Annotated in this window: 16 protein-coding genes; 9 read left to right on the plus strand and 7 right to left on the minus strand. The window is 54.2% G+C overall.

Annotated elements, in window-relative coordinates; genetic code table 11:
- Positions 1–61: 61 nt before the first annotated feature.
- Positions 62–1,075: an adenosine kinase gene (locus tag KOI40_RS06450; protein WP_216096618.1), complete on the minus strand. Its 1,014-nt coding sequence runs from the start codon at positions 1,073–1,075 to the stop codon at positions 62–64.
- Between the two features lie 167 nt (positions 1,076–1,242).
- On the opposite strand from KOI40_RS06450, the gene mrcB reads away from it, so the two are divergent.
- The 4 genes from mrcB to KOI40_RS06470 all read left to right on the plus strand — a co-directional run bounded on the left by mrcB (position 1,243) and on the right by KOI40_RS06470 (position 7,232).
- Entirely contained in the window at positions 1,243–3,561 is a 2,319-nt protein-coding gene (mrcB, locus tag KOI40_RS06455) for a penicillin-binding protein 1B (protein ID WP_233710088.1), read from the plus strand.
- 84 nt (positions 3,562–3,645) lie between these two features.
- Positions 3,646–4,134, plus strand: coding sequence for a tetratricopeptide repeat protein (locus KOI40_RS06460; protein ID WP_216096620.1), 489 nt, complete (start codon positions 3,646–3,648; stop codon positions 4,132–4,134).
- 361 nt (positions 4,135–4,495) lie between these two features.
- Positions 4,496–6,874, plus strand: a complete 2,379-nt coding sequence (locus KOI40_RS06465; protein WP_216096621.1) for a DUF1631 domain-containing protein — start codon at positions 4,496–4,498, stop codon at positions 6,872–6,874.
- A 1-nt stretch (position 6,875) separates the two neighbouring features.
- Positions 6,876–7,232, plus strand: coding sequence for a PilZ domain-containing protein (locus KOI40_RS06470; protein WP_216096622.1), 357 nt, complete (start codon positions 6,876–6,878; stop codon positions 7,230–7,232).
- 92 nt (positions 7,233–7,324) lie between these two features.
- Here KOI40_RS06470 and hemL read toward each other — a convergent pair whose 3' ends face one another.
- From hemL to KOI40_RS06490, 4 genes are all read right to left on the minus strand, one after another.
- Positions 7,325–8,605 (minus strand): glutamate-1-semialdehyde 2,1-aminomutase, encoded by a 1,281-nt coding sequence (gene hemL, locus KOI40_RS06475; protein WP_216096623.1) that lies wholly within the window; start codon positions 8,603–8,605, stop codon positions 7,325–7,327.
- Positions 8,606–8,725: 120 nt separating this feature from the next.
- A complete protein-coding gene (gene thiD / locus KOI40_RS06480) occupies positions 8,726–9,553 on the minus strand; it encodes a bifunctional hydroxymethylpyrimidine kinase/phosphomethylpyrimidine kinase (RefSeq protein WP_216096624.1) in 828 nt (275 codons plus the stop codon).
- A 95-nt stretch (positions 9,554–9,648) separates the two neighbouring features.
- Entirely contained in the window at positions 9,649–10,068 is a 420-nt protein-coding gene (gene hemJ, locus KOI40_RS06485) for a protoporphyrinogen oxidase HemJ (protein WP_216096625.1), read from the minus strand.
- 34 nt (positions 10,069–10,102) lie between these two features.
- The gene (locus tag KOI40_RS06490) at positions 10,103–11,938 is read right to left on the minus strand and encodes a chloride channel protein (protein ID WP_216096626.1); all 1,836 of its coding nucleotides are present in this window, start codon (positions 11,936–11,938) and stop codon (positions 10,103–10,105) included.
- Positions 11,939–12,227: 289 nt separating this feature from the next.
- Between KOI40_RS06490 and argC the strand changes: the two genes are divergently transcribed.
- The 4 genes from argC (at position 12,228) to erpA (ending at position 14,915) form a co-directional block, all read left to right on the plus strand.
- A complete protein-coding gene (gene argC / locus KOI40_RS06495; protein ID WP_216096627.1) occupies positions 12,228–13,268 on the plus strand; it encodes an N-acetyl-gamma-glutamyl-phosphate reductase in 1,041 nt (346 codons plus the stop codon).
- The gene (locus tag KOI40_RS06500) at positions 13,268–14,008 is read left to right on the plus strand and encodes a DUF6776 family protein (RefSeq protein WP_216096628.1); all 741 of its coding nucleotides are present in this window, start codon (positions 13,268–13,270) and stop codon (positions 14,006–14,008) included. Before argC ends, KOI40_RS06500 begins: the two co-directional genes overlap by 1 nt.
- Positions 14,009–14,010: 2 nt before the next feature.
- Positions 14,011–14,475: a bactofilin family protein gene (locus tag KOI40_RS06505; protein WP_216096629.1), complete on the plus strand. Its 465-nt coding sequence runs from the start codon at positions 14,011–14,013 to the stop codon at positions 14,473–14,475.
- Between the two features lie 86 nt (positions 14,476–14,561).
- On the plus strand, positions 14,562–14,915 hold the full coding sequence (gene erpA / locus KOI40_RS06510) for an iron-sulfur cluster insertion protein ErpA (RefSeq protein ID WP_216096630.1): 354 nt from the start codon (positions 14,562–14,564) through the stop codon (positions 14,913–14,915).
- Between the two features lie 27 nt (positions 14,916–14,942).
- On the opposite strand, the gene KOI40_RS06515 is transcribed toward erpA, so the two are convergent.
- Together KOI40_RS06515 and KOI40_RS06520 are read right to left on the minus strand one after the other, a co-directional pair.
- Complete coding sequence (locus tag KOI40_RS06515) at positions 14,943–16,070, minus strand: anhydro-N-acetylmuramic acid kinase (RefSeq protein WP_216096631.1); 1,128 nt, start codon at positions 16,068–16,070, stop codon at positions 14,943–14,945.
- A gap of 42 nt (positions 16,071–16,112) precedes the next feature.
- A complete protein-coding gene (locus tag KOI40_RS06520; RefSeq protein WP_216096632.1) occupies positions 16,113–17,468 on the minus strand; it encodes an OapA family protein in 1,356 nt (451 codons plus the stop codon).
- 320 nt (positions 17,469–17,788) lie between these two features.
- Here KOI40_RS06520 and tyrS point away from each other — a divergent pair, with 320 nt between their 5' ends.
- Positions 17,789–19,099, plus strand: coding sequence for a tyrosine--tRNA ligase (gene tyrS / locus KOI40_RS06525; RefSeq protein ID WP_216096633.1), 1,311 nt, complete (start codon positions 17,789–17,791; stop codon positions 19,097–19,099).
- Positions 19,100–19,467: the final 368 nt, after the last annotated feature.

The raw sequence follows: 19,467 nt of genomic DNA on the forward strand, positions 1-19,467 counted from the left end.
AGTTAACACATGCCGCCAATTCTGCAGCGGCATGTCTTTGGGATTGGCGTTGTACTTCTGGCTAACCCAGTACTTCCTGTAAAATTTCCTGATGCTGCTCCGGACGCAGGCGGGGGCCAAACTGGCTGACCACCTGAGCTGAGGCGCGACTTGCCAGTTTGCCGGCCTGTTCAGGGCTGTACCCTTGGGTAATGGCAAAGATAAATGCACCAGCAAACATGTCGCCCGCTCCATTGGTGTCGATGGCTGTCACCTTGTGTGGCTCAATGTTCCAACGGTTTTCACCGTCCACTATCAGAGCGCCTTCAGAGCCAAGTGTGATGGCAAAGCTGCGAGCGATTTTCTTCAGCTCGGTTACGGCGTCTTCCAGGGTCTGGGTACGGGTAAAGCCCAGTGCTTCGGCCTGATTGCAAAACAGCAGATCCACTCCATCGCCCAGCATCTCTTTGAGGCCGTCGTGGAAGAACTCAACCATTGCCGGGTCGGAAAGACTGAGCGCGGTTTTGACGCCATTGGCTTCTGCCTGCTGGCGAAGTTCGATGGCAGCCGCGCGCCCGGTTTCTGAAGAGACCAGATAGCCTTCGATGTAGGCGTACTGAGAAGTGGCTACGGCCGTGGGGCTGAGTTCGCTTGAGGACACAGTTTCGCTGATGCCCAGAAACGTATTCATTGTGCGTTCAGCGTCGGGGGTTATCATCACAAGGCACTTGCCGGTCACACCGGTCTGACGTTCTGTGTTGGGCAGACTGTCGACCCCCGCGTCGCGCAGATCCTGCAGGTAAAAGTCACCGTTGTCATCGCTGGCGACTTTGCAGCTGTAAAAGGCTTTGGCGCCAAAGTAACTGGCGGCAATGATGGTGTTGGCGGCGGAACCACCACTGGCACGCTTTGAGGCCACCAGGTGATCGGACAAGTGCTCAATTAATTCTTGCTGGCGGGCTTCGTCCACCAGGGTCATCACGCCTTTATCAATATTGAGGGTAGTCAAATCCTGATCTGTGACTTCAATTTCGGTATCGACCAGGGCAGCGCCAATGCCATAGACGTGATATTCCTGATGTTGGTTGTCCGACATAATGTCCGGTTCCTTACTGTTGGTGGTGTCAGTGATTGTTCGCAGTCAATGCTGAATGTGAGATGCCGTTTTGATCCTGAGATATTTTCAGCAAAATCCCGGCCGACAAGTCCGCAAGAGGCTATTATGCCTTGTCTACCCGTTCAGAGTCAGTACACTTCACGCCTATGAGTCGACAACGCAAATCAAAACGCTCAAAAAAGAGCGCCCCTCCCTCCACCTTGAGGCGCATTTGGCGTTTGGTTCGGTGGCCTATCCTCATTTTGACGCTGCTGTTTGCGGCGTGGGTCCTGTATCTGAATTTTGAAGTGCAGCGAAAATTTGATGGCCGTAAATGGGCCATGCCGGCGCGTGTTTATGCACAGCCACTGGAGCTGTATCAGGGCAAACAGTTGACCCGAACCGATTTGGTGAACGAGCTAAAAGCACTGGAGTATCGTCCGGTTAACCGCTTGTCTGCACCAGGGCAGTGGCGTACGGATGGCAGTGTTATCGATATCGCAACCCGGCCCTATGTTGCGGGTGGTAAAGATGAGCCTGAGCGCTATCTACGCATCCGATTTCAGTCCGATCGCATTGTCAGTTTCGAGATTCTCAAAGGTGATTCGGCGTCTTTGATTACCCTGGAACCGGTGTTGATCGGTGGCATCTATCCACAACGGCAGGAAGATCGGGAGTTGATTCAGCTGTCGGACGTCCCGCCTTTGCTGGGTGAGGCGTTGATTGCGGTGGAGGACCGCAATTTCGTCAACCACCATGGTGTGTCACTCAAATCCATTGCGCGTGCAGCCTGGGTAAACCTGCAGACCGGAAGAGTGGTGCAGGGCGGCAGTACTCTGACGCAGCAGCTGGTTAAGAATTTCTTCCTCGATGACAGTCGCAAACTGTCCCGCAAGATTACCGAAGCCATGATGTCGGTACTGCTGGAATGGCATTACAGCAAGGGCGAGATTCTTGAAACCTACATGAATGAGGTTTATCTGGGGCAAAGCGGTCCCAGACAGATTCACGGTTTCGGCCTGGCCTCCAAACACTACTTTGGTCGTCCACTGTCTTCCCTTGATGAATCGCAATTGGCGTTGTTGGTCGGGCTGGTGAAAGGGGCGTCTTTCTACAATCCCTGGCGTCATCCCCAGCGTGCAAAAGAGCGTCGTGATCTGGTGCTCGATATTCTCTATGAGCAGGGATTGATCGATGAATCTCTTCTGAAACGCTCGCAACGGCAGCAGTTGGGTGTGGTACCTGTTTCTCAGCGTCGCCTGCATGATTATCCGGCATTTATCGATCTGGTGAAGCGACAACTGCGTGAAGACTATGACGATGAAGCATTGAGTTCAGACGGTCTGAAGATATACACGACTCTGTCCCTGCCGGCGCAACGGCAGGCCGAGCGGGCGCTGTCAGAGCGACTCGATGAGCTTGAAAGCCGCTACGGCGTGAAAAAAGATACGCTGCAGGGCGCTGCCATCATTACTTCGGTGGGCAGCGGAGAGGTGGAAGCCGTTGTCGGAGATCGCAATCCCAAGTTTGCAGGGTTTAACCGTGCCCTGGACGCGACGCGTCCCATTGGGTCGCTGGCCAAGCCTGCGGTTTACCTGACCGCCCTCAAAAAGGGACAACCCTACAATCTGGCCTCTACCATCAGTGACGGTCCCGTCTCTGTTGCGGGACCCAATGGTGATGTGTGGCAGCCGAAAAACTTTGAGCGTGAATCTCACGGCGATGTGATGTTGATTGATGCCCTGACTCGCTCCTACAATCAGGCGACGGCTCGCCTGGGGATGATGGTGGGACTGGATAAGGTGGCCGAAACCTTTGCGCAACTGGGGGTGAAGAAGCAAATCACCCAGGTGCCGTCTATGCTGTTGGGTACCATGGAGCTGTCTCCGGCGGAGGTTGCCGAAATGTACCATACGCTGGCCAACGATGGTGTTGTCATGCCCCTGAGGGCCATTCGTTCTGTTGAGGATGCGCAAGGCAATCGCCTCAATCGTTATCCGCTGCAGCTGGGCGATCCGGTGGAATCTGCGGCGGTCCAGTTGGTGCAGTTTGCCATGCAGTCCGTGATGGAAGAGGGAACCGGGCGCACCGCTTATCTGAGATTGCCCCGCACCCTGGCTCTGGCCGGCAAAACGGGCACCACCAATGACCAAAAAGACAGCTGGTTTGCCGGATTCAGTGGCCGCGATCTGGCGGTGGTCTGGATTGGCAGAGATGATAATGGCGACACGCCGCTGACGGGCGGGACAGGCGCGTTACAGGTCTGGACGGACATATTTTCTCGTCTGCCCACGGAAAGTCTGGATATTTTTGCCTCACCGGACATTGAATACCTGTGGGTTGACGGTGAAAATGGCCGCTTGAGCGGTGAAAACTGTCGCGGATCCAGGTTGATACCTTTTACTCGCGAGCAGCGCCCAGAGGAATACGCCGCCTGTGACTGGGTGGAAAACCCCGTACTGCATTGGATGAAAAAATGGTTTTAGAAGGCACAATCCGAAAAAGACGTTCGGCAGCTGGCCAAGAGTTGTCAGGCGGTTTTGATCTGTCAGGGCTTAACTGGTCTGGCTATGTCAAACTGTGTTTTGTGTTTTGTGTTGGTGTCTGTAGTCCTGTTGTCGGCCTGTCAGTCCAGTGCTCCCGTTACTCAGGTACCCGTAGAAGAGCGTGGTGGAATAACGCAGCCTCCGGGGCCGTATCCCGAATCATCCACCCCTGAAACGGGCGGCCAGTACCCGGGCCCCTATGACCGGCCGGTGCCGGAACCTGTACGTCCGGAAGAGCCTCCTGCTCCCAGTATGGACCCGGCTATCGAGGCGATAGCGGCGGACGCCGAGGCTTATATGGCACAGCAGCAGTGGAAAAAGTCGATTGAGACCGCCGAGCATGGACTGCGTCTCGATCGTCGGAATGCCCGGTTTTATCAGATCCTGGGCGAAAGCTATCGCCAGCTGGGAGATATCCCTCAGGCTCAGAGGTTTGCCCGCCAGGCCCAGCGCTACTGTCGCACGGACTGTCGCGGCACTCAAAGGCTGGTCGAGTCTCTGAATATGCAGTGACGGCAGCTTGACTTCCGGTCGTCTGCGAATTGACCGGGCAGTCGAAAAGGTGAAAATAGAACTTGTGTTTTTTGCTCGCTATGTCACATTGAACATCAGTGACCTCTGGTATCAGGCGCGTAAAGGGCGACTGCGGACAGGGAGTGGGCAAGGGGCGAAAGCTCTTTCTGCCACACAATCCAGGCAAGACACTGAGTCTTGCAAGACATGTTATATAGCCCCGGAGAAGCCAAAATCTCAATTAGCTGGGCACTGAAGTAAAATCACACAAAACGAAAGACAGGATGTCATTGGGCAAGACTTTCACTGATGGCGTGACTTCTGAAGATAACCACGGATGTGATGGAAAAACTCTGAATTTATGAGCAAATTGCACCCCCCCGAAACCACGGCCGGCGGTTTGACCGACAGCGTGATTATTGACTACCTCAAGGCTTGCCAGACCATTCTGGTTGAGCACGCGGGTGATTGTTTTGCGCAATTCATGAAAGCGCTGGATAACCACTTTTTGGAGCATTCTGGCCGCGCCAAGACCAACAAGGAAAAATCAGAATTTCTTGAGCAGCAGGACCTGCTGCATAAGGCGTTGCCACAGATCGAACGGTATTTTCTGGGCTATCTCGGTGAAGGTTTCATCAAGTTCAAGCGTCATGAGCTGGCGACCAGTACCGGTGAAGAAAAGTACCAGAAAGACATGTTGTCACTGGTGGATAACGAAGACCTTGAAGAAACCATTGCCATTACCTCGATTACCCACCGTGCTGAAAATCATTACGCGGAATCACTCTGGGCATTGAATCAGCGTCTGGCGGTGTTGAATAAGGGTGAAAAAGTCGACGACCGCAGCAATCCGGCGGGCCCGGTCCAGTATTGTGAATCTCTGAGAAAAAGTTTGCAGCGCACGGCGCTCAGTACCAAAAGCAAGATCATTATCTATAAGTTGTTTGATCGTGAGGTAATGGTGCAGCTGGCCGAGCCCCTGCAGGAAATCAATCAGTATCTGGTTGGTAAAGGCATATTGCCGAATTTGCGCCACCGTCCCGTGACGTCTGACTCGGGCAAAGCCGCTCCCCCGGCCGACGCGGTGTACGACAGCTGGGATAATCTGCAGGCCGGTGGTGAGGTTGAGTTGCCGGGTTCCCAGTCTGCGGCTTCGGGCTTTATGGAAAGTCCTGATGCGAGCCTTCCGTCGGATCAATATCAGGACAGTCTGGTGGATGCCATCCGCACGCTGCAGAACCATATTGGTGGTTTTGCTCCTCAGGCGGGCGGTGCTCAGAGTGGAGGTGGTGGGGCGCCCACGTCCATACAGAGTCTGGTGGCACAGCCATCCTCTGGTGTCAGTCAGGGGGGCGCTGCCGCACCAGGCGGTCGTCCCGGCATGGTTTACTCGAATCAACAGCTGGTTGGAGCTTTGCAGGCTTTGCAAACTCAGGCGTTGACGGTTACCGGCCAGCAACTAATGGAGGCCCAGCCGGGCACCCTTCAGCCCCTGCCAGTGGCCAATGTCAGTCAACAGCTGGCACAACAACTGATTGAGGAAGAGGGGGACGAAGATTCCGTAGATCCCGGCGATATGCATACCATCGATCTGGTGGGCATGTTGTTTGAGTACATGTTGTCTGATGACAACTTGCCGGATTCAGTTAAGGCGCTGCTCAGTTACTTGCACACGCCGTTCCTCAAGATTGCCTTTATCGATAAAAGCTTCTTTGAACAGACAGAACACCCCGCCCGCTTGTTGTTGAACAATATGGCTGAAGCTGGTGTGAAATGGGTCAGTAATGACGGTTCCAGTCAGTTCGACATATACGACAAGATCAAGTCCATAGTGTCGCGGGTGCTGGAAGAGTTTAAAAACGATGTCCGTCTGTTTGCGGAACTGCTGCTGGAGTTCAGTGGTTACACCAAGAAAATTTCTCGCCGTCAGGAACTGATGGAACGCCGCGCCATGGAGAAAGTCCAGGGCGAAGAGAAGTTGAGAGAAGTTAAAATACGCGTCAATGAAGAAGTGCGTTCACGCACCGATGGACGCGAATTGCCCTCTGCAGTGCTGTTGATGCTGCTGCAGCCCTGGTCGGATTATCTGGCTTTTATCCTGCTGCGCTACGGTGAAACATCAGACAGCTGGTTGCGTGCGACTCAGGTCATTGATGACGTGTTGTGGAGTATTGAGCCAAAAGAAAATGCCGAAGACAAGAGTCGGCAAAAGGAAATGCACACCTCTTTACTGAACAATCTGGAGGTGGGCTTTGAGACCATTGGCTACGATCAGGCAAAAGGCAAAAAGTTACTGGAGGCTCTCTATTCTCTGCAGAAGATGGCGTTGCAGAGTAAGCAGATTGACCCTGCCCCTGAACCTATGCGCAGCAAGCTGGAAGCCATGGCTGCCAAGAAAGCAGGCCAGAGCGATGCCGCAGAAGATCAGCCGAACGCTGAAGAGCTGCGGATGGTGGAAAATCTGAAAATGATCGAGTTCGGCACCTGGTTTGAATTCGATGGTGGCAAGCGCCTGAAGGTAGCCTGGTACAACTCAAAGACACTGCATTACATGCTGGTCGATCAGATGGGCAAGAAGGTGGCAATGAAGTCAGGGCTTGAATTAGCGCGTGATATGTTGGCCCATAAGGCCAAAGTCATTGCCGGCAGCTCTAAACCGTTCTTCGAGCGGGCACTGGAGAACATCTTCCAGAGTCTGAACGCCAAGGCCGAGGGGCTCAAACCAAAAGGTAAGTCCTGATATGGAGGAAGCGAAACACATGGATCAGCGCAATCTGGATCGCTTCGGCGTGGTGGGGTCTGTTGAGGTGTACGACGCCAATCGGGACTTGTATCTTGGGCGACTGGCCAACATTCACGAACAGGGGCTGATGTTGCTGGGTGAGATGCCCATGCAGGCGGATCATGTGTATCAGCTCAACCTGATTCTTCCCACCCCGGTGTGCGGTGATACCTCGATTCGTCTAGGTGTGGATTGCCTGTGGGTGCGTTCTCTGGATGATGACCCGGTCTGTTGGGCGGGTTGTCATATCATCGATATGTCTGAGCAGGCTCGTGAGCAGGTTCAGGCGTTAGTGGCTCTGCTGGCAGAACAATAAGGCCCGGATTCAATTAGCGACACAATCACAAACGAAGATTACCGTTTGTGATTGTGTTGACTTGCGTTGTGTTCAGCTGCCTCAATGGTCCCTTAAAAAGTGGCCATTACCTTATCTGCGGCAGCCAGAGTAAATTCAATATCCTCATCGGTGTGAGCCGCAGACATAAAGCCGGCTTCGTAAGAAGCAGGTGCGAAGTAAACCCCTTCCTGCAGCATGCCGTGGAAGAACTGATTAAAACGTTCGATGTTGCAGTTCATCACTTGCTGGTAATTGGTGATCTTTTCTTCCTCTGTGAAAAAGAAGCCAAACATGGAACCTACGTGGTTGCTGGTAAATGGAATGCCATGCTTGTCGGCAATGGCTTTCAGACCCTCTACCAGCTGATCCGTCTTCTGAAAGACTGGCTCGTAAAAGCCCGGTTGTGAAATCAGCTCCAGAGTCTTCAGGCCTGCCGCCATGGCCACCGGGTTACCGGATAGAGTGCCTGCCTGATACACCGGCCCCAGTGGTGCGATGTGAGACATGATTTCTTTTTTGCCGCCAAAGGCACCAACGGGCATGCCGCCACCCATGACCTTGCCCAGCGTGGTCAGATCTGCTTCTACACCGTAATGCCCCTGGGCGCCTGTGGGGCTCACCCGGAAACCGGTCATGACTTCGTCGATAATCAGCACGGCGCCATGCTGGTCGCACTGGGCGCGCAGACACTCCAGAAACCCGGGAACCGGTGGTACGCAGTTCATGTTGCCGGCTACCGGTTCAACAATAATACAGGCCACCTGATCACCGATTTCAGCAAACGCGGCTTCGACGCCGGCGATATCGTTGTAGGTCAGGGTGACGGTGTGATCGGCCAGCGCAGAGGGAACACCGGGTGAGCTGGGGACGCCCAGCGTCAACGCACCAGAGCCGGCTTTCACCAGCAGGGAGTCGGAGTGGCCGTGGTAACAGCCTTCAAATTTGATGATCTTGTCCCGGCCGGTATAGCCGCGAGCCAGGCGAATGGCGCTCATGGTGGCTTCGGTACCGGAGTTTACAAAGCGCACCATGTCCATGCCCGGCATGATGTCGCAGACGCGATCGGCCAGCGTGGTTTCGATCTCGGTGGGAGCGCCAAAACTCAGGCCCTGTCGGGCTTTCTCAATAACCACATCAATGACGTCTTTGTGGGCATGGCCCAGAATCATTGGCCCCCAGGACAACACATAGTCCACATAGCGTTTCGCATCAGCATCGAACAGATAGGCGCCTTCGGCACGCTCAAAAAAGACCGGGGTGCCGCCCACGGCTTTAAAGGCGCGAACAGGCGAGTTAACGCCACCGGGGATGTGTTGCTGGGCCTGCTCAAATAATTCGCTGGAACGACTCATGGGGTTTCCTTTGCTGGATGCGGTACCCGTTGTGGCACCGCGTGGATGACAATAGGTGGGCATTATCGCTAACGGCGGAGTGAAATGTAACCCTGAAGGGGATGCGCTAGCGCTAAAGGGTTAGCTGTTGCTGGCGTCATTGGGCCGGGTATTTTTGTCGGCCCAGAAAAAGCGGTTGGGGGTGCGCTTGCCCATGCCCAGTCGGCGACTGTTGGCCAGGCTGTGCCAGGCGAAGTTTTGCCCCTGGGTGATGGCTTCTTCGGTTCTCAGCCCGTGACCCAGATAGCAGGCAATGCTGGCAGCCAGTGTCGCGCCACAACCGCTGGCGGGTACTTTAATACGACGATGGTTGAACGTCTGAATCAGACCCTGCTTGCCGAACAAATGATTTTCAAAGGTTTCCTGAGAGCGACCGGCACCACTGATGAGCACATATTCACAGCCGCTTTCCAGGATTTCCTGTGCACAGGCGTGAATGGTATCAGCCTGCTGGGCCAGCTCATGGGCTTCTGCAAGGTCGGGAGTGGTGACTGTGGTGAGCGGTAAAATCAGTGCTTCAATGGCTCTGAGAACGCCGGGAGCGTCGGCCAGTTTGGTGCCGCAAACATGGGTGCCGGGGTCGAGCACCACAGGAATGGTCGGGTAGTCTCTCAGGATGGAGTGAATGGCTTCGACATTTTCAACGCTGCCGGTGTAGCCGATTTTAAACGCCTTGACCTGCATGTCTTCCAGAATGGCTCTCGCCTGTTCAATCAGCAGGGGGGAGCCGACCGGAAGTATTTCCTTGGTGTCGCGGGTATCTTTGGCACAGAGGGCCGTCACTATGGGGGTGCAATGGCAGCCGAGACTGGCGGCACATTCGATGTCTGCCTGTATGCCGGTACTTCCGGACGGGTCGAGGCTGGAGAAGCTGAGGATAACTGGCGCGCTGCTTTCAAATTCCGTCATTTGGGGAAAATTCCGTCATTTCATGCGTGTGAGGCCTTATCCTTTGAGTCTAACACACGCCCGGATTTTGTCCTGTTCAGGCAGCGCTGTGATCGTCAGCCGGGTTTCACAACCACCAGAATGACGGTGCCAAAGAGCGCGAATACGGGGAGCTCATTGAATACCCGGTAAAAAACGTGGCTGCGGTTGTCCTGACCGCTCTGGAACCGCTTGATACAGCGGCCGCAGTAGACGTGATAAATGACCAGTGCGGCAACCAGAGCCAGTTTGGCGTGAAACCAGGGTTGTTGCAGGTAGAACGACCAGGAGTAGCTGGCCAGCCACAGGCCAAAAATAATGGTCAGCAGCATAAATGGAGTGATAAAACGATAGAGCTTGGCTTCCATCAGCCCGAGGCGTTCCCGGGTGGCAGGATCTGTGACCGAGGCGTGATTCACGAACAGTCTGGGCAGATAGAAAATACCGGAAAACCAGCAGACCATAAAAATTATGTGAAAGGCTTTCACCCAGAGCATTTGTTGAATATTCCTTCTTGTCCGTGAGCGGGCATCATACCCGATAGTAATTGTCGATGTGCTCTTTCGTGACGACGCCAATGACCGGAGACAGCCAGGTAACCCCTTCCCGTTCCACGTAGAGCGCGTCGGCCTTAAATTGATTGAGCTGTTGCTGGGCCTCAAAGAGGCTCGCCTGCTGGTGGATTGGCTTCAGCAGCCACTGTCGCCCGGGGATGTCCAGTAGCTTGATCTCTTCCTGCTCGTCCGGTGGTGTGTGCTCCTCGGTATTGCCGTCTTTATCTGACAGGTTTTCCAGATAAGTGGAGACGTCTGCGGCTGCCAGCAGGTATTTTTCGTGATCGGGTTCGTCGACCACCAGCCAGGCAGGATGCTGTTGCAGTCGCTGGCGCAATTGGGCAATGGTGTTGCGGTTTTTGCAGCGCAGGAAACGGGTTTCCATCACGCTGCGAACGCCCACACGATTCAAAGCCTGGCGGATTGGGCCGTGACTGAGGCTATAGCCGTTGGCTTCCAGCTGGGCAATAAAAATGCCTTCGCAGCGAAACAGCTGCCGGGTGGTGATCACGGCGACCACCACGATCAACATCGTGGGGAAAATGGTGTGCGGGTTATGAGTCAGTTCAAAGACTGTAATCAGTGCCGCCAGCGGGGCGTTCATCACGGCCGCCATCATGGCGCTCATCCCAAGCAACACATAGAAGCTCGGGTTGGCGCCACTTTCTGGCAGCACCATGTTGGTGACGGTGCCGATGGCCGCTCCCAGTATGGCGCCGATAAACAGCATGGGGCCAATTAAGCCACCCGGAACGCCCAGCCCTCCGCTCACACTGGTGGCAATGAGTTTGGCGACAACAATGCTCAGCAACAGGGGCAGGGCCAGATCACCGTGCATAACGGCGTCGATGGTGTCGTATCCCACGCCCAGAATTTGTGGGGTCCAAAGTGCCAGTGCTCCGGTGATAATGCCAGCAGTCAACATCCGTAAAATGATTGGATGGCGCTGTTGTTTATTGATGAGCAATTGAAGGCGGATAAACAGGGCAGCAAAAACCGCAACCACCAGTCCGGCCAGGGCCACAACGGGCAAATTGGTGAGGCTTTCCATTTGCAGGGGCACAACAGTAAAGGCCGGTTCCGGGCCAAACACCAGCCGGCCTACAATTGCCCCGGTGACAGAGGCCATGATCACCGGGATAAAGCCGGCGATGGTGTATTCCATCAGAATGACTTCCATGGAGAAGATGACTCCTGCCATGGGGGTGTTGAACGAGGCAGCGATAGCTGACGCTACACCGCAGCCCACCAGCGTGCGCAGGCAGTTGTTGGGCAGGCGCAGCCATTGTCCCAATTGGCTGGCGATGCCGGCGCCAAGGTGAACTGCAGGACCTTCACGCCCCATCGACTGGCCACTGAGCAGTGCCAGAATGCCGCCGAAAAACTGCACCACCCAGTTGGTGGCGGGTAATTTTCCCTGGTGATTGTGCAGCCGCTCCAGCACGTGACCGATACTGACCTGGCGGTTCTCTTTCGGAACAAAGTGAAGCAGGATGCCAATAATCAGGGCGCCGATGACCGGCAGGAAGAAGTGCCAGTAGCCGGGGAGCGACTCGAAATCCTCACTGTTGCCGAGCGACAAATGCAGCGGTATATCGATGGACAGACGAAAAGCGGTGATGACTCCGGCCGCGGCCAGCCCGCAGAGAAAGCCCAGAATGGTCAATTGTGGCAAGGCGTCCAGATGCGCCAGTCGGTGTTGGAGTCTGTCCAGCAGTTCCTGCCAGCGATTTCGCATTCGCGAGGGGTTGCTGAGAGTGCCCTGACTACTGGCGTCACTGGTGCTGGTATTGTCGGCAGAGGGTTCTGGCATGTCAGGGGAAGTCTTTTTAGTCGTCAGAAAGATCGTTATAACCGGAATCAAGTAACCGCAGGCTCAATAAATCGAAGCCTACATTGCTTATGCAAGTAGTTGTTATACACTAGGCGGTCGGTGCGACGGTGGTGCTTTGATTCGCAGGGGCGCACCAGTACGTGATACAGGTTCCGTTGTAGCGACCGTCATTGTGGCGGCAATTGCTGTCTTCGGCAAATTCAGCGTTTTTATTATTGCGATCAATTTTTCAGGCAGGTCGCATTTTAGCGGCAAAAGTGAGGTCAATGTGATTCAGGTAGGTATTGTGGGGGGCACGGGTTATACCGGTGTTGAGCTGTTGCGGCTGTTGGCCAATCATTCTCAGGCAGAGGTTAAAATCATCACCTCGCGCGCCGAGGCTGGTCTGCGAGTCGACGAGCTCTATCCCAACCTGCGTGGTTTTTTCGATATTGAGTTCACAGCACCGGATGTCGATGAGCTGGCGGCTTGTGATGTGGTCTTTTTTGCCACGCCACACGGCGTTGCCCAGGCGATGATGCCGGAATTGCTGGCTCGTGGCGTGCGGGTGGTGGACTTGTCCGCTGACTTCCGGATTCGCGATGCTGAACTCTGGTCCAGCTGGTATGACCAGCAGCACAGTTGTCCTGAGTTGTTGCCTCAGGCCGTATATGGCCTGCCAGAGCTGAACCGCGAAGCGATCGCAAGTGCCCAATTGGTGGCGTGTCCCGGTTGTTATCCCACGGCCATTGAGCTGGGTTTCCTGCCCCTGCTGGAGCAGGGCATCGTGGATCCCGGTGATCTGATTGCCAGTGCCGCCTCCGGTTCCAGTGGTGCCGGACGTCAGGCCAAGATACCCATGTTGTTGGCCGAGACCGGTGAGAGCTTCAAGGCGTATGGGGCTGCAGGTCATCGTCATCTGCCGGAGATTGAGCAGACCCTGAATGATGTTTTGCCCGCCGGCAGTGAGTCTGCCAGAGTGACTTTTGTTCCGCATCTGGTGCCTATGGTGCGCGGTATCCACGCTACGCTTTACGCCAATCTGAAGGGCAATGCGGTTGATCTGCAGGCGTTGTTTGAAGAGCGATTTGCCAATGAGCCTTTTGTGGATGTGATGCCCGCCGGCAGCCTTCCGGAAACCCGCACGGTCAAAGGCTCCAACGTTTGTCGTTTGGCGGTTCTGGAGCCGCAGCAGCGCGGCAAGGTGGTGGTGTTGTCGGTGATCGACAATCTAACCCGTGGATCCTCAGGTCAGGCGATCCAGAATATGAACATCATGTTCGGCTTCGACGAAACCGAGGGGCTGAACCTGCCGGGGCTGTTGCCGTAATGGGAACGGTCAAGGGTAGTAAACAGCAACGCATGGTTGTTGTGCCTTACCGGCCCTGGCGCAAGGCAATGTTGACGTTGTTGTTGCTGGCTGTCAGTGCTGCCGCTGTCTATGGCAGTTACTGGTTTGGGCAGAATCAAAGCCACAATCTGCAGGAAGAAGCCGTTGCAGAGCGCGATCGACTCCGGGTTGAGTTGGCCGATGCCACCTCAGAGGCAGATCGCCTGCGACAGGAAGTGGTGAACCTTAAGCTGGGAGCGGAAGTGGATCGCAAGGCCAGTGAGGGGGTTCGCAATGAGGTGCTGGAACTCAAGTCGGAAATCGCCGGATTGCAGGAAGATATCAGCTTCTACCGGGGGTTGATGTCGCCCAGTGATAATGCCCAGGGACTGACTATCGGCTCCCTGAATGTCATATCCACAGGGGTGCCACGGCAGTACGAATACAAGCTGGTGGTCCAGCAATTGGCGACCAAGCACAATTTGCTGAAAGGATCGCTAAAATTTACCATTGTTGGACGTCAGGGTGAGCAGCTGGTCACACTTCCGTTGAAGGATGTGTCAGACAATGTCACCAGCGAAAGCATTACGTTGAGATTTAAGTACTTTCAGACCATTGAAGGCCGGATCAGTCTGCCGGCAAGTTTTGAACCTGAAAGAATCGAATTGGTCGCCAAGTCATCAGGACGTGAACCCGTTGTGGTCGAAAAGAAGTTTGGTTGGCTGGTGCAGGAGAGTTGAGTATGTGGGGTAAGAAGGACAAGTCTATGGGTGTGACATCTGGCGGTACGACGTTAATTTCCAAGTCAACCGAGTTGCTTGGGGATGTGAAGTTCAGCGGCAGTCTGGAAATTGAAGGCCGTGTAAAAGGCAATATCTACGCTGAAGATGGTGCGGATGCCCGTGTACGAATCATGGAAAAGGGCTGTGTGGAAGGCGACATCTGTGTGCCCACGGTCATTATCAACGGCGAAGTTCAGGGGGACGTGCACTCGGCCAAGCACATTGAACTGGCGGCTAAAGCCGTCGTAACCGGCAATGTTCATTACAACATGATCGAAATGGTGAAAGGGGCGCAGGTTAATGGCAGCTTGTTGTTCACTCAGCCGTCCTCGGTCAAAGACGATGCAAAGAATGCCAAAAAATCCACGGCCAAAGACTCTGCAGTAAAAGAGCAGGCTGGTCTCGAGGCTGTGGCTAATACTTGACTGTTTTACTGGGGTAAAGGGATAATGCGCCTCTGAAGCGGTGTTGTCTCGAATGATGCCGCTGCATTGTCGATTCGGAGTACATCATGAGCACCCCTGAAACCTTTATCCCGCAAACCATCCAGGTAACAAACAGTGCAGTTGCCAAAGTTAAGTCGCTGGTGGAAGAAGAAGCCAATGACGACCTGAAATTGCGAGTGTTTGTCACCGGTGGTGGCTGTTCCGGTTTCCAGTACGGTTTTACCTTTGATGAGCTGGTTGCCGAGGACGATGCCGTGATTGAGAAAGATGGCATTACCGTTGTGGTTGATGCCATGAGCTACCCGTATCTTGCCGGCTCTGAAGTCAATTACGAAGAAGGGCTGCAGGGTTCCAAGTTTGTGGTTCAAAACCCCAATGCCAGCTCAACCTGTGGCTGTGGTTCGTCCTTCTCGATCTAGCGGTTGTCTGATTCGCTGTTTTCGGATTTACCCGGCCGGGTAAATCCCTCCCAAAATCACTTCTTTACTGGCCCCGGTGGCCGCGGGCTTGTTACCGGTTAAACGGTGTAGTGTCTGTTTCGCCAGCCAGGCGAATGCGGCCCCTTCAACGTGTTGAGGGTCAACCCCCAGAGTGGCGGTGGTGGAGACCGGTCTGCGGCTCAATTCACCAAGACGTTGCATCAGCGCAGTGTTGCGCGCTCCGCCGCCACAGACATAGATATGGTCGTGTTCAGGAATATGCCGACTGATCGCCTCAATAATACTGGTTGCCGTCAGCTCCATCAGTGTGGCCTGAACATCTTCTGAGGCGAGTTGCTCATCCGGGTGTGTTTTGCTGAATACGGCCAGCTGGGCATCAAGCCAGTGAAGGTTGAAGTCTTCCCGTCCTGTGCTTTTGGGTGGGGGGGCGGCAAAGTAAGGGTGTGCCAGCAATTGCTGCAGCAATTGGGGGTGAGCCCGACCGCTTTGGGCCCATTGGCCGTCGGCGTCGTAGGTTTGTCCGTTATGGCGTTGCACCCAGCCGTCCAGCAGGGTGTTGCCGGGGCCGGTATCAAAACCTGGCGCCCGTTGGGATCCCAGGTCGGTGGCGTTGGCGATACCACCGATGTTCACGATTACTCTGCGTTCAATGTCAGAGCTGAAAACCGCCTGGTGAAAAGCGGGTGCCAAGGGCGCTCCGCCGCCACCCGCGGCCATATCCCGGCGGCGAAAGTCCGCCACTGTGGTGATGCCAGTTTGCTCGGCAATGATATTGGGGTCGCCAATTTGCAGGGTGAACGGGTGTTCAATGGTACCTTGCGGGTGGTGGCGTACGGTTTGCCCGTGGCTGCCAATACCGTCTACGTCCGCTGGGGACAGGTTGCTCTTTCGCAGCAGTTGGTTAACGGCTTCTGCGAAGGCTTGCCCCAGACGTTGATCCAGTTGTCCCAGGCGCTCGACTTCATTGTCTCCCGGTTGGCACAGTTCGATCACGCTTTGGCGGATATCGTTTGGGTAGGGAATTTCAACGTGGCCGCAGACCGTAAGCTGATCGTGCTGCTCGCATTCAATCAGGATGGCGTCAATGCCGTCGGCACTGGTGCCGGACATAAGACCTATGTATCTCTCCGTCATAGCGTGTTTGGCCTTGTTGCTGCGAAGATGTCTGCTCGTACTCTATTCGTGCCCGGCTTTGGCAACCAGTATTTGTTGATGGTGGTTCTCCAGGGTCGTCAAAAGGGGCTGCGTGTTTTGCAGGAAACGAGGCATCTCTGAGGAGGCGATGGATCTCGCTTTGGGTAGCTTGTCGAGTACCGTGCGAGGGTTGCGATGTACGCCGTCCAGCAGGAATTCATAGTGCAAGTGAGGGGCTGTGGAGTAGCCGGTTGAGCCGACGGTGCCAATAACCTGTCGCTGTTTTACGCGGTCACCGGTTTTCACTTTGCGTTTGTGCAGGTGGAGGTATTTGGTTTGGACGTTGTTGCCGTGCTGAATGACAACATAATTACCGTTCGGCTTTGTATACCCTGAGCGGATCACCCGGCCATCTCCCGCCGACCAGACTGGAGTGCCTCGGGATGCCGCGTAATCTGTGCCGCGGTGGGGGCGTACGGTTTTGGTGATGGGGTGGAGGCGTCTGGGGTTGAAGTTGGAGCTGATCCGGCGGAAGTCCAGAGGGGCTCTGAGGAATGCTTTGCGCATGCTTTTGCCATCTGGAGTGTAGTAGTGCGCATCACCTTTGCTGTCCTCGTAGCGAACGGCTTTGAAGGTTTCTTTCTGGTTGGTGAACTCTGCTGCCAGAATGTTGCCGTTTCCGATTTTTTCACCGTTCAGGAAGCGCTCTTCATAGAGCACTTTAAAGTGATCCCCTTTGCGAATGTCGAGTCCGAAATCGATGTCCCAGCCAAAAATGTTGGCGAGTTCCATAATGAGGTTCGCGTCCATTTTGACTTTCTGGCCGGCGATAAACAGGGAGGACTTGATCTCGGCTTCCCGGTAGGCGGTGTGAATATCGGGCTGCAGTGTCTCGGTCTCGTGCTCGAATTTGCTGCCCTCGCGAGTAAACAGTTCACTCTTCAGTCTGTTGGAGCGATAGCGCAAACCCAGCAACCGATCGTCCTCGATGTGAAATTCCAGCTCGTGCCCCGGATGAATTCGCTTCAGAATTTTGGTGTCAGGATGGCCACCCATGAATTCAAACAGGTCCCGGTCAGAAAGGCCGGCTCTTTGGAATATCAGAGAAAGATTGTCACCTGATCTCACCTTTTCAACATGCCAATCTACAGAGGGAACCAGGTCTGGTGTCATTGGGACGGTGGCGTCTGGCAGCAATTCCTGAATTTCGGGATTGCTCAAAGTCAGCTTGATGGATTGGCTGTGGCGTTTGGTCTCTGAGTCTTTTGAGGGGTTAAGGGCAAGAGTGACGATCAGAACTGAGCACAGGGCGCCAACCGTAATCAGATGTTTGCGCGGGAATGTTGTCAGTCGGGCAATGACACGACTGATTAATGAGTTGGGTGCAGGTGCCTTCATACAACGAGCAATAGCCTTTCTGGTCTTTAAATTCTGAAACTAAAGCGGGCGGGCGCCCGTTTGTCGCCAAATGGGGCATGCCTGAAACTTTTTATGGTGAATCACGCACTTATATCAGAAATCCGCCTGTAAAAACACATTCTCAGGGTGGGAAGCAAGTCAAACCGGGAGTTCCCGAAGATTGTTTGATCGCCCCCACAGATCGCAAAACTTGTTTTTACATGGGAATTCGGTATTGTGCGCTTTCTCTGGAGCGCCCGCCTCAGCGGCCTTTGGCTCCATTTGTTCATCAGTTCTTTTAAGTGTTTAAGGTAAAAACCATGTCTACTGTGGATGGCAACTTGATTCAGGAGCTGCGCGAACGCGGCCTGATTGCTCAAATGACCGGTGAAGATGAGCTGGAAGCTTATCTTGCAGAGGGTCCACGGACACTGTATTGCGGCTTTGACCCCACGGCAGACAGTCTGCACCTTGGACACCTCGTTCCTCTTTTGGTTCTCACCCGTTTCCAAAATGCCGGCCACAACCCCATTGCTCTGGTGGGTGGTGCGACGGGTTTGATTGGCGATCCCAGCTTTAAGGCAGCTGAGCGCCAGCTCAACACGCCGGACATAGTGGCAGGCTGGGCGGACAGAATTCGCAATCAGGTGAGCCAGTTTATCAAGTTTGAGGGGGTGGATAACCCGGCTCGCGTGGTCAATAACCTCGAGTGGGCGGGCGAAATGAATGTGCTCGATTTCTTGCGGGATGTGGGCAAGCATTTTTCCATCAATAACATGATCAATAAGGAGTCTGTTCAGCAGCGCCTGCAACGTGAAGGTTCTGGTATCTCATTTACCGAGTTTTCCTATGCTTTGCTGCAAGGGATGGATTTTGCCGAGTTGAATCGTCGTTACGACTGTACTTTGCAGGTTGGGGGTAGCGACCAGTGGGGCAATATCGTTGGCGGTATTGATCTTGCCCGTCGCCAGAACAAGGCCCAGACATTCGGTCTGACTGTGCCCCTCATTACCAAAGCGGACGGTACTAAATTCGGCAAAACTGAATCGGGCGCCGTCTGGCTGGATCCACAAAAAACGTCTCCTTACAGCTTCTACCAGTTCTGGCTGGGAACGGCTGATGCTGATGTGTACAAATTCCTTCATTACTTCACTTTCTTGAGTGTTGAGGAAATTGCCAAAATTCAGGCTGAAGATGCAGAGGCTGAGGGGCGTCCCCAGGCCCAGGGTGTCTTGGCGCGTGAGGCTACTCGATTGGTGCATGGTGAGGAGGGCTTGGCAGCGGCTCAGCGTATTACTGAAGCTATGTTCAGCGGTTCTCTGGCTGAGCTTGGGGAATCGGATCTGGAGCAGTTGGCTCAAGATGGTTTGCCAAGCAGTGAGTTGATGACTGAATCTCTGATCGACAAGCCTTTGACAGGGCTGCTTTCTGAGTGCGGAATGGCCAAAGCTTCTCGCGAAGTAAAAGATGCACTTGGGCGTAATGCGGTACTGATTAACGGTGACGCTGTGAGCATGGATGACAATATGCGCACTGCAGAATGTTTTGCTCCAGAGAGGGCGTTGTTTGGCCGCTTTTTCCTGGTGAAGCTGGGCAAGAAAAAGAATCACTTGTTTGAGCTTAAGAGTTAAGAGGCCCTTTCTGCAGGCACATAAAAAGCCCGCTTAATGCGGGCTTTTTATGTGTGGGTCATGTTTTTAGTGGATTTAGTAAAAAAGCAGTTGCTACTGACAGTCTGATCCGTATAATGCGCCGCTCTCAACGACGAGCAGCAAGTTGGTCGGAGAGGTTGAGCGAAGTGATAAAGCTCTGAATCAGGGTTCACTTCAGCAGGTTTTTGAGTGAAAGGTTTTTGATGGCTAAGCTGTTAAAATCCAACAAAAAAAGAACTTGCCAAGCTTAACGGATTGCGTATAATGCGCCTCCTGCTTCGGGAGACTGAAGCAAAGACAGCAGAAGCCGAGCGCTCTGTGAGTTGTTTAAAAAATTAATCAAGCAA

The organism is Pseudomaricurvus albidus (assembly GCF_018863235.1).
Taxonomy (GTDB): domain Bacteria; phylum Pseudomonadota; class Gammaproteobacteria; order Pseudomonadales; family Cellvibrionaceae; genus Pseudomaricurvus; species Pseudomaricurvus albidus.

Excerpts from the sequence above, each read along its gene's own strand:
- KOI40_RS06460 (WP_216096620.1), top strand. The coding sequence starts at position 3,646 with ATGTCAAACTGTGTTTTGTGTTTTGTGTTGGTGTCTGTAGTCCTGTTG.
- KOI40_RS06470 (WP_216096622.1), top strand. The coding sequence starts at position 6,876 with ATGGAGGAAGCGAAACACATGGATCAGCGCAATCTGGATCGCTTCGGC.
- KOI40_RS06515 (WP_216096631.1), bottom strand. The coding sequence starts at position 16,070 with ATGACGGAGAGATACATAGGTCTTATGTCCGGCACCAGTGCCGACGGC.
- thiD (WP_216096624.1), bottom strand. The coding sequence starts at position 9,553 with ATGACGGAATTTGAAAGCAGCGCGCCAGTTATCCTCAGCTTCTCCAGC.
- KOI40_RS06500 (WP_216096628.1), top strand. The coding sequence starts at position 13,268 with ATGGGAACGGTCAAGGGTAGTAAACAGCAACGCATGGTTGTTGTGCCT.
- hemJ (WP_216096625.1), bottom strand. The coding sequence starts at position 10,068 with ATGCTCTGGGTGAAAGCCTTTCACATAATTTTTATGGTCTGCTGGTTT.
- KOI40_RS06490 (WP_216096626.1), bottom strand. The coding sequence starts at position 11,938 with ATGCCAGAACCCTCTGCCGACAATACCAGCACCAGTGACGCCAGTAGT.
- KOI40_RS06450 (WP_216096618.1), bottom strand. The coding sequence starts at position 1,075 with ATGTCGGACAACCAACATCAGGAATATCACGTCTATGGCATTGGCGCT.
- KOI40_RS06520 (WP_216096632.1), bottom strand. The coding sequence starts at position 17,468 with ATGAAGGCACCTGCACCCAACTCATTAATCAGTCGTGTCATTGCCCGA.
- KOI40_RS06465 (WP_216096621.1), top strand. The coding sequence starts at position 4,496 with ATGAGCAAATTGCACCCCCCCGAAACCACGGCCGGCGGTTTGACCGAC.
- KOI40_RS06505 (WP_216096629.1), top strand. The coding sequence starts at position 14,011 with ATGTGGGGTAAGAAGGACAAGTCTATGGGTGTGACATCTGGCGGTACG.
- hemL (WP_216096623.1), bottom strand. The coding sequence starts at position 8,605 with ATGAGTCGTTCCAGCGAATTATTTGAGCAGGCCCAGCAACACATCCCC.
- tyrS (WP_216096633.1), top strand. The coding sequence starts at position 17,789 with ATGTCTACTGTGGATGGCAACTTGATTCAGGAGCTGCGCGAACGCGGC.
- mrcB (WP_233710088.1), top strand. The coding sequence starts at position 1,243 with ATGAGTCGACAACGCAAATCAAAACGCTCAAAAAAGAGCGCCCCTCCC.
- erpA (WP_216096630.1), top strand. The coding sequence starts at position 14,562 with ATGAGCACCCCTGAAACCTTTATCCCGCAAACCATCCAGGTAACAAAC.